Origin of the sequence: Actinoplanes sp. NPDC026670, assembly GCF_040638175.1 — a bacterium.
GTDB lineage: Bacteria > Actinomycetota > Actinomycetes > Mycobacteriales > Micromonosporaceae > Actinoplanes.
Genome location: NZ_JBEZXU010000046.1, coordinates 1 through 9,296, shown reverse-complemented (window position 1 = coordinate 9,296; position 9,296 = coordinate 1). Strand labels below are relative to the sequence as shown.

9 protein-coding genes and 1 rRNA gene are annotated in these 9,296 nt (G+C 70.5%); 6 read left to right on the top strand and 4 right to left on the bottom strand.

Features of this window, described 5'->3' with window-relative positions; translation table 11 throughout:
• Positions 1–154: 154 nt before the first annotated feature.
• Positions 155–1,075, top strand: a complete 921-nt coding sequence (locus AB0E94_RS35080; RefSeq protein WP_360335421.1) for a type IV toxin-antitoxin system AbiEi family antitoxin domain-containing protein — start codon at positions 155–157, stop codon at positions 1,073–1,075.
• Between the two features lie 868 nt (positions 1,076–1,943).
• Here AB0E94_RS35080 and AB0E94_RS35075 read toward each other — a convergent pair.
• Positions 1,944–2,411: a response regulator gene (locus AB0E94_RS35075; RefSeq protein ID WP_360335419.1), complete on the bottom strand. Its 468-nt coding sequence runs from the start codon at positions 2,409–2,411 to the stop codon at positions 1,944–1,946.
• A 236-nt stretch (positions 2,412–2,647) separates the two neighbouring features.
• Between AB0E94_RS35075 and AB0E94_RS35070 the strand changes: the two genes are divergently transcribed.
• Together AB0E94_RS35070 and AB0E94_RS35065 are read left to right on the top strand one after the other, a co-directional pair.
• Positions 2,648–3,568 carry a siderophore-interacting protein gene (locus tag AB0E94_RS35070; RefSeq protein WP_360335417.1) on the top strand — a complete coding sequence of 307 codons (921 nt, stop codon included), beginning with the start codon at positions 2,648–2,650 and terminating at the stop codon, positions 3,566–3,568.
• A 65-nt stretch (positions 3,569–3,633) separates the two neighbouring features.
• Complete coding sequence (locus AB0E94_RS35065; RefSeq protein WP_360335415.1) at positions 3,634–3,936, top strand: protealysin inhibitor emfourin; 303 nt, start codon at positions 3,634–3,636, stop codon at positions 3,934–3,936.
• Between the two features lie 20 nt (positions 3,937–3,956).
• Here AB0E94_RS35065 and AB0E94_RS35060 read toward each other — a convergent pair whose 3' ends face one another.
• Positions 3,957–5,456, bottom strand: a complete 1,500-nt coding sequence (locus AB0E94_RS35060; RefSeq protein ID WP_360335413.1) for an alkaline phosphatase D family protein — start codon at positions 5,454–5,456, stop codon at positions 3,957–3,959.
• 142 nt (positions 5,457–5,598) lie between these two features.
• Here AB0E94_RS35060 and AB0E94_RS35055 point away from each other — a divergent pair, with 142 nt between their 5' ends.
• The 3 genes from AB0E94_RS35055 to AB0E94_RS35045 all read left to right on the top strand — a co-directional run bounded on the left by AB0E94_RS35055 (position 5,599) and on the right by AB0E94_RS35045 (position 8,372).
• Positions 5,599–6,186, top strand: a complete 588-nt coding sequence (locus AB0E94_RS35055) for a hypothetical protein (RefSeq protein WP_360335411.1) — start codon at positions 5,599–5,601, stop codon at positions 6,184–6,186.
• A gap of 87 nt (positions 6,187–6,273) precedes the next feature.
• On the top strand, positions 6,274–8,046 hold the full coding sequence (locus AB0E94_RS35050; protein WP_360335409.1) for a CpsD/CapB family tyrosine-protein kinase: 1,773 nt from the start codon (positions 6,274–6,276) through the stop codon (positions 8,044–8,046).
• Between the two features lie 104 nt (positions 8,047–8,150).
• A complete protein-coding gene (locus AB0E94_RS35045; protein WP_360335407.1) occupies positions 8,151–8,372 on the top strand; it encodes a hypothetical protein in 222 nt (73 codons plus the stop codon).
• Positions 8,373–8,421: 49 nt separating this feature from the next.
• On the opposite strand, the gene AB0E94_RS35040 is transcribed toward AB0E94_RS35045, so the two are convergent.
• Both AB0E94_RS35040 and rrf read right to left on the bottom strand, forming a co-directional pair.
• Complete coding sequence (locus AB0E94_RS35040) at positions 8,422–8,859, bottom strand: CBS domain-containing protein (protein WP_360335405.1); 438 nt, start codon at positions 8,857–8,859, stop codon at positions 8,422–8,424.
• A gap of 327 nt (positions 8,860–9,186) precedes the next feature.
• Positions 9,187–9,296: ribosomal RNA gene (rrf, locus tag AB0E94_RS35035) — 5S ribosomal RNA — on the bottom strand; the annotation flags it as partial.

The window sequence follows — 9,296 nt, the reverse complement described above, 5'->3', positions numbered from 1 at the left end:
AGTCCCGCGCCCTGACAGTGCCGCGTCCCAACTGCCGCGCGTGATCCACAGTCGCGCGTCGCCAACAATCGCGTGTTGTCCACAGTCTTGCGTTTTCCACAGGCGTGGTCGGTCTGCGTCGCCGGGGCCGGGATCCGCGGTCACGATCGGTCGCATGAATGCTGATCAGTCCGCGTTCCGGGTGCTGCTGGACCAGCAGCACCGGGTGATCACCCGCGTGCAGGCGCTGGAGCATCTCAGCCGGGGCGCCATCGAACACCGGCTGGATTCAGGGCGCTGGCAGAACGTCCATCGCGGCGTCTACGTCGCGCACTCCGGCCCGCTCGGGCGGAACGAGCGACAGTGGATCGCGGTCCTCGGCACCGTCGGCGGCCACATCGCCTGGCTGGGCGGGCTGACCGCGCTCGAGAGGCTCGGATTCCAGGGCTTCGCGGCGGAGCCGATCCATGTGCTGATCCCGGCCCGCGCCTACACCGGCCGCCCGCCGACCGATGTCGTCGTGCATCGCAGCACCCGGCTGCCCACATCGGACGTGCGTTCCAACGCCCAGCCGCCCGCGACGACCGCGGCCCGATCCTTGATCGACGCCGCGCAGTGGCAGCCGTCACCAGAACAGGCAGCGGTGATCATCCTGTCCGGATTCCAGCAGCGGCTGGCCCGCACCGAGGACGTAGCACAGGTGCTGGCGAACATGCCACGGGCACGCCACCGAGCGGTGATCAACGACGCGGTCCGTGACGCCGCATCCGGCGTCACGTCACTGCCCGAGGCCGAGTTCCTGCGCCTGTGCCGTTCCGCGGGGCTGCCCGAACCGGTGATGCAGCATCGCCGCCGCGACACCGCCGGGCGGGTCAACTACCTCGACGCCTACTTCCCCGCCCACCGGCTGCACGTGGAGATCGACGGAGCCCACCACCAGAACGTCCAGCAGTGGTGGGCCGACATGCAACGCCAGAACGCCCTGTGGATCCCCGGCGACCGGGTGCTCCGCTTCCCGGCCTGGGCGATCCGCAACCGCCCGGCCGAAGTCGCCGCCCAGCTACGAGCAGCCCTGACCATCCACCCCACCCCATGACCACCCATCCCCGCGTTCAAGCAGTCGCGCCACCAACGGTCACGCCGCCTCAAACAATCGCGCCGCCAAGAAGTCCCGCAATCAAGAAATCCCGTCACAAAACGGTCATGCCGTTGCGGGGTGAGGACACGCCTGAAGTGTTGTTTCAACAATCTCGCCATTAGGCTCCGTCATCAAGCAGTCGCGCCATCAATCAATCGCGCCATCGCGCACCCCATAATCGAACTGAATCAGCGCCTAGTTTTATGCCCCGAACTCGCGAGCCGCATTTCGTGGGGACGGGAATCCGGGGCCCGCGGTCGGCGGTGTACGCGATTGCACGGATCCCGGCGCCACTTGGCGATCTTGCATGCTCCTTCGCCCTTTCACCCCTCCACTGCTCGACGATCCTCCACGGATCTTGCACGTTTTTTCGCCCCGCCAGCGATCTTGCACGGTACTCCATTCCCCAGCGTGGAAATTCGTGCAACATCGCCAGCGCATCCGCGATCTTGCACGAATTGCCATTCCTGGACAGGAAAAATTGTGCAAGATCGCGAAGAGGATGGAAAAGCGTGCAAGATCGCCGAAAAGGGCAAGGGACCTCGGATGACATCGCACCGGTGGAGCGTGCGCGGCGGGCCACGGGAACCGGATCGCCGACGGAATCGACACGGAATCCGGAATACCCATGAAACAAATACAGGAACCGGCACGAGAACCGGAACAGTCGCGGAAACCGGACGAGAACCGGGAGTCGCGGTGGGGGTCTGGGGTGGGGGAACGTTGCGGCGTGGCTCGACCACGGTGCGGGTAGCCGTACAAGAAAAAGCGCCTGCCCGGAGCACCGCAAAGCGGGACGGGCAGGCGGACCTGGACCGGGATTCGGTCAGGGGTGGGCGGGGACCAGGTGCTGTACGCGGCGCAGGAGTTCCGCCGGGCTGAAGGGTTTGACCAGGTAGTCCTCGGCGCCGACCATTTCGCCGAGCATCATGTCGTGCGGGGTTCCGCGGCCGCTGATGATGATCACCGGGATGTGGGCGGTCTGTGGGGAGGAGTGCAGTTCGTAGCAGAAGCCGAGGCCGTCCAGGCCGGGCATGGAGACGTCGAGCAGGACCAGTGACGGGCGCTCGTTCACGGCCAGTGACATCGCGGTGCGGCCGTTGTCGGCTTCGAGGATGCGGTAACCGGCGGCGCGCAACTTGACCGCCACCAGGTCACGGACGTCGCCGTCGTCGTCGGCGATCAGGACGGTGGGCGGCTGGAGCGCCGCGGCCCAGTCGTCCGCGAGCCACGGCAGGGCGTCGGCGTCGCTGAACGTCAGTGCCGTGGTCGTTGCGGACGGGGTCTGCGGCATGTCATCTCCTTCGAGAGCCTGGCCGGCCCGCGGAGACGGGCGCGGCCGGGCGGAGCGCACGGATGCGCCACACGGTCGGGTAGGGCGCACGGGGTGCGCCCTGGGACCGTTCTGATCGGCGGCGCCGGGCCGAACCGCAGGGTGATCATGGTTGCGAAAGGGGTGCGACCGGGGGCGGTGATGACACCGGTCGAGGCAGCAGTTAGGTTAGGGTTACCTAAACAAGGAGGCGAACCGTGACCCAGACCGTCGTGCCGACCGAGGCGTCCCCGTTCCGGTTCTTCCCGGTCGAGGTCGCCCGCATCGTCCGGCTGAGCCCGAACTTCCTGCGGGTGACGTTCACCGGAGACGACCTGGACCGGTTCGCCGACAACGGGTGGGACCAGCGGATCAAGCTGATCCCGCCGCTGGCGGGCTCCGGCCACGAGCACCTGCCGACCGGCCCCGACTGGTACGCGCAGTGGCGCGGCCTGCCCGACGAGCAGCGCAACCCGATCCGGACGTACACCGTGCGCGAGGTCCGCGCCGGGCAGCGTGAGATCGACGTCGACATGGTGCTGCACGGGGTGAACGGCCCGGCGTCGCGCTGGGCGGTGGCTGCCGGACCGGGTTCGCGGATGTGCATCCTGGGGCCGAACGCCGACTTCACCGGCGCCTCCGGCGGCATCGACTTCCACCCGCCGGCCGCGACCCGCCGGATTCTGCTGGTCGGCGACGAGACCGCGGTCCCGGCGATCGCGTCGATCCTGTCCCGCCTGCCGCAGGACGCGGTCGGTCACGCGCTGCTCGAGGTTCCGGAGGCGGCGGACCAGCTGGAGATCACGAAGCCGGCCGGGTTCACCGTGACGTGGCTGCCGCGTGACGGCGACGAGCACGGCGTCAAGCTGATCCCGGCGGTCCGCGAGGCCGCGCAGCCGCTGCTCGGCGACTGCACGGCCCCGGCCACTGCCGATCTGGAGGACGTCGACGTCGACCACGACATCCTCTGGGAGGTGCCGGAGGAGTCGGCGGGCACCCCGGACGGCTTCTACGCCTGGCTGGCCGGCGAGGCCGCGGTGATCAAGACGCTGCGCCGCCACCTGGTGTCCGAATGCGGCGTGGACCGGCGCGCGGTCGCGTTCATGGGCTACTGGCGCCTGGGCCGCCCCGAGTGCTGACCGCCGCACCCGGACTGCCCTTGATCTGACAGCGCGGACGCCGTCCGGGTGACACCGTCGGAAGGGTGACCCCTCGCGTACGAGCCGAGCTGCGTCGATCGGGCGGATTCCGGGAACGGTCGCTGCGCGTCGTGCTGGACTCCGACACCCTCCCCCAGGATCAGGCCGCCCAACTGGCCAGGCTGGTCGAACAGATCGACCTGACCCGGGTGGGCGCCGAGATCGGCGCCGCCTCCGACGCCGACCTGACCCGTTACCAGCTGGCCGTCGAGTACGGCGGGCGGCACTGGCGCGGCACCGTGGCCGAGCCGTGTGTGCCGATCGAACTGCGTCCCCTCCTGCGGTTCCTGACCAGCGCCGCAAGCTGACCGTCACACCCGCCTTGTCGTCACACCCGGTGCAGGCCCGGGCGGCCGGCCTCGACCACGAACGACGCGTTCGTGGACACCGCCGCGCCCGGCCGGCTGACCCGCGGCAGCACCCGGAAATCCGCCCGGATCCGGTCCTGGCCGATCGTGACCATCGTGTACCCGCGCCGCTCCGAGTAGTGCCTGATGTGCGGGTTCACCCCCGGCCACGGAATGTCCCGGCGTGACGTGCCGTCCCCGTTCGACGTCACCGACGTGCAGATCAGCTCGGTGCCGATGGTCGCCGAACCGGGATCGCGGTAGTCGGTCTTCAGGTCGTTGGCGAGCGCCGCGTGCACGTCACCGGTCAGCACCAGCGGGTTGCGCACCCCACGTTGCAGCCAGCCACGCTGGAGCCGGTCCCGGGCGCCGGCGTACCCGTCCCAGGCGTCCATGTTGGCCGCGCCCGCCTCGTCGGCGTACCTGGCGAAGAACACCTGCTGGCCGAGCACGTCCCAGACGCCGTCGTGCCGGGCCAGGCCGTCGAGCAGCCACTTCTCCTGCGCCGCCCCGGTCAGGGTACGGTTCGGGGCCTCCGCCGCCGCGCACACCTTCCAGTAGTCGCCACACGGCTGATCGGCACGGAACTGCCTGGTGTCGAGCATGTGGAAGGTGGCCAGCCGCCCCCACCCGATCCGGCGGTGGAAGGTGCCGGAACGCAACGGCATGTTCTCGTAGTACGCCCGGTACGCGGCCGCCCGGCGGGCCCGCCACTGCGCCCCGGTCAACGCGGGACGGGTGTTCGCGCGTACCAGATCGGCGTAGTTGTTCTCCACCTCGTGGTCGTCCGGAACGATCAGCCACGGCGCGGCGGCGTGCGCGGCCCGCAGATCCGGATCGGTACGGTACTGCGCGTACCGCCGCCGGTAGTCGGCCAGTGTGATCGTCTCCCCGCCGGCGTGCGACCGGACCCGGCCCGGCGCGCCGCTCTCCTCGTAGATGTAGTCGCCCAGAAACAGCACCAGCCCCGGGTTCTCCTCGGCGATCCGCCGGTACGCCGTGTAGTACCCGTTCTCGTAGTTGGCGCACGACGCCACCGCGATCCGCAGATCCGGGCCGAACGTCCCGGGCGCCGGCGCGGTCCGGGTCCGCCCGATCGGCGAGATCTGGCCGTACGCCCGGAAGCGGTAGTAGTAGACGGCGCCCGGCTGAAGGCCCCGGGCGATGACGTGAACCGAATGCGCGTCGGCCCAGCGGGCGTTCACCGTGCCCGACGCGACGATCCGGCTGAACTTCGCGGTCGTGGCCACCTGCCACTGCACCGCGATGGGCTTGCGCGGCATGCCGCCGTGCCCGTCGGCGTTGAGCGGCTGGAACGCCAGCCGCGTCCAGAGAACCACACTCGTCGGGTACGGGTCACCGGAGGCGACACCGAGCTTGAACGGATTCAGCGGAGCGGCCGAGGCGGACGTGGCCAGGACGAGCGATCCAGCGGCGGCGGCACCGCCGAGCACGAAGTAACGGCGATCGATGCGCGTCATGATGCGTACGATCGGGGCGCCACGTGAATGCGACCGCTGCCGCCCGGATACCCCCGATGACGCGAACCGCAAGAAAGCGGAAGCAACCGCCGAACGTCCGGCCGCCCCGGACGGAACGGGACTTTGCCGCGCTCTTGCCGAAATGCTCATCCCCGGCCGTGGCCTGCCGAAGTTCGCCGCCGTGAGCAACCCCCGCTACGTCCTGCGCTCCGCCGTGTTCGTGACGGTGTTCCTGGCCGGATTCCTGATCACTCCGTTGATCCCGGTCTTCCCGCTGGCCCCGCTCGTGGTCGGCGGCATCTGGCTGACCGCGCAGGCCGGCTACGGGCTGCGCCGCTTCGACGTGATCATGCTGGCCACCACCGGCGCGGTCGGCGCCACCGTGCAGGACGCGGGCCTGCTGCTGTCCCTCACCATCGCGGCGTGGGCGGTGCTGCCGTCCCTGCTCTTCGCGGTTCTCATGGACCGCTGGCTGCCCGGCTACTGGCGGGGTCACGGCGACCGGTTCCGGCGGCCCGCCACCGCGATGCTGTCGCTGGCCGGCATCGCGTTCCTGACGGCGGCCGCAGGGACGGTGCTCTGGGCGGTCATCGACACCGGGAACGACGGCCTCCCGCCGCCCGTGCCGTTCGGCCGTGACCTGGTCATGCTCTTCCTGGCGCCGCTCGCCGTCAACACCGTCCGCCGGCTCCGCTCACCACGCCGCGCCGGGCTGACCGTGGTCCGCTGAGAATCGCCGGAAAGATCGACGCGAACTGTCGTACCCCGGTGGCAGAATCCCGCCCTGAGAGTCAGGAAACGGGGAGGACCACCAGCGATGACGACCTACGGGCGGGCCGCGCGAATACTGCACCGCTACGGCCCCTGGGTGCTGGTGGTGACCGCGGCCGCCGGCGCCGCCGCCTGGGGTCTGCACCGGGTGGCGCCGGCCCCCTACCGGACCGAGACGACAGTCCTCGTCGGCGCCCGGCACGACCTGGTCACCGAGCGGCAGATCATCGCCTCCGACGCGGTCGCGCTGCCCGCGGCGGCCGGGCTCGGCATCGACGCCACCCGGCTGCTGGCCGGCCTGACCGTCGAGCCTGCCGGGCCGGATGTGCTGCGGTTCGTCTACACCGCCGACGACGGGTTCAGCGCCCGGGTCCGGGCCCGTGCGCTCGCCGAGTCGTACACCGCGTACCGGCCGGGCTCGTCGGTGCTCACCGAACCGTACCTGCCGACCGCGCCCACCGTCCGCGCGCTCGTCCCCGACCTGGCCGCTGGGCTGCTCGCGGGTCTCCTGCTCGGCGCCGGCACCGCGTTCCTGCGGGCTCGCACCCGCGGGGCGATCCGCGACCGGGACGACTATGCGGCGCTCATCGGCCGGCCGGTGCTGGTCACCGTGCCCCGCCACCGGCGCGCCGAGGGACCGCCGATCGTGCTGCGCGAGCCCGGCTCCCCCGCCGCCGAGTCGTACCGCTACCTCCGGTCCCGTCTCCAGTCGTCGCTGCGCCCGACCGGCGCCACCACCCTCCTGGTGACCAGCCCCGGCGACCGGCAGGGCCGCACCACCACCGCCGCAAACCTCGCCGTCGCCCTCGCTCGGTCCGGCCGCAGTGTCGTGCTGGTCGACGCTGATCTGCGCAACCCACGGCTGCACCACATCTTCCAGACGACCGTCGACCACGGCCTGACCACGCTGCTCGACGGTGACGCCACAGTCTCCGAGGTGCTGGAGCGGACGCCGGTGCCGCGCCTGCGCCTGATCCCGGCCGGCCCCCGCGGCGACGAGCACACCGACCTGCTGGACAGCGGCCAGCTGGGCCGGGTGCTGCGGGCCGTGCAGAAACACGCCGACGTGATCATCCTCGACTCGCCGGCCGTGCTCAGCGCCGCCGATTCGATCGCCCTGGCCGCTCTCAGCGATCACGTGCTGTTCGTCGCCGATTTCGCCCGCACCCGCCGTGACACGGTCCGGCGCGCGCTTGCCGAGCTCGCCGAGGTGCTGCACGGCAACGTCAGCCCGGTGCTGGTCAACGTGCCCAAGAGCGCCGGGGCGCTGGCCCCGCGCACCCGCACCCGGCCGGGCATCTCGCCCACGCCGATCCGCGACCGCCTGTTCTCCGACGCCGACGATGTCGCTCCGCCGGCCGTCACGTCGTACTCCTACGTGGATGTCGAGGACACCCAGGACGACCCGATGGCCGACTACCACGCCCGTACCAAGACGGTGGCCATCCCGGTGATCTACGGAGCCCCAGCCGCCCCTTCCACCCCGGCGGCGCCCACCGAACCAGCCTCCGCGGCTGCCGGCCTCTCCACCCCGGCGGCGCCCACCGAGCCAGCCTCCGCCCCTGCCGCCCCTGCCTCCCCGGCCACGCCGTCCAAACCGGCTCCGCTGCCCGAGCCGGCCTCCGCCGCTGCCGCTGCTGCGCCTTCCGTTCCGGCCCCGCCCGCCCCGGCCGCCGTCGGCAGCGGCAAACAGACTCCTCCCGGCGGCAGATCGCCATCCGCAGCCGACCGGAAACCTTCCTCGGGCGGCCGACCCGACGAGGCCGAGAGGATTAATCCTGTCGGATCGGTGACAACGCCGGCCGCGGCGTCGGATTAACGTCGGCTCTGGAGCGTGAATGAACCGTGACGCAGGGTTGAATATCGCCACAGAACGGGCATATGGTCGCCAAGCCCTGCGATTCTCCCTTGGAGAGGTGAGCGATGACCACGAACCAGACCACGATCAGTGAGGTCCCCGCCGACATCAACGGCACATCCGAGCAGGCGCGCCAACGGGTGACCGAGTCCGTGCGACGAAATCCCAGAAAGACGGTGACCGCGACTACTCTGCTGCTGGCTGCCGCAGCGGCCGCTGCGGTGCTGGTGAACCGGCGCCGGAAGGCCCGGAGCCGCAATCGCCTGGCCGCGTTGCTGCACCGCTGACCCGGCCCGGTGCCGCCGCCCTGCTGACAGAGCGGCGGCACCGGCGTGTTCAGACCCGCTCGCCGGTGATGTAGTCGGCCAGGGAGCTCCGCTCATCCTCGAGCTCCCCGATCCGGTTCTTCACCACGTCACCGATGCTGACGACGCCACGCAGCTCGCCGTCCACCACGACCGGCACGTGCCGGAACCGCCGCTCGGTCATCAACCGCTCGACTTCCTCCAGCTGCGCCTCCGGCGTGACCGTCCGCACCTGGGCGGTCGCGATCGTGTTCACCGGCTCCGTCAGCACTCCCGCGCCACGAGCCGCGAGGGCCCGCACCACGTCCCGCTCACTGACGATCCCGTCCACCACCGAACCGTCCCGCGACACGACGGCCGCGCCGATCCCGTGCTCAGCCAGAACTGCCAGCAGCTGCTCGATACTCGCTTCGGGCCGGACAGTGACCACCTGCCCGCCCTTGACCCGCAGAATGTCGCTGATCCGCATCGTCCCTCCCTCGCCCTGATCCTGCACCGGTCGGCCCCGCGTTACCCCCTTCTATGCCTAACCGGAGCCATCTCTGTCAAGAAGGACAACCTTTTTCGGGTACGGCCACCGCTCCCCCAACCGCAGATCACCCAGCCCTCGGCTGCGCCGCGACCGCACCCCACCTCGCGTCCCGGCCTACGATCCGCACCGCACCCACCCCGTGTGCCGACCTACGGTCCGATTCGAGCCACAGCTGTCCACCCGAACTCACGCCGGCCGTCAGACGCTGGCCGGGAAACACGAAAAGGCCCACCCGTTACCCGGGTGGGCCTTTCCATACGTTGAGTCCGGCGGCGTCCCACTCTCCCACACCCTCCCGAGTGCAGTACCATCGGCGCTGGAGGGCTTAGCTACCGGGTTCGGAATGTAACCGGGCGTTTCCCCTCCGCTATGAC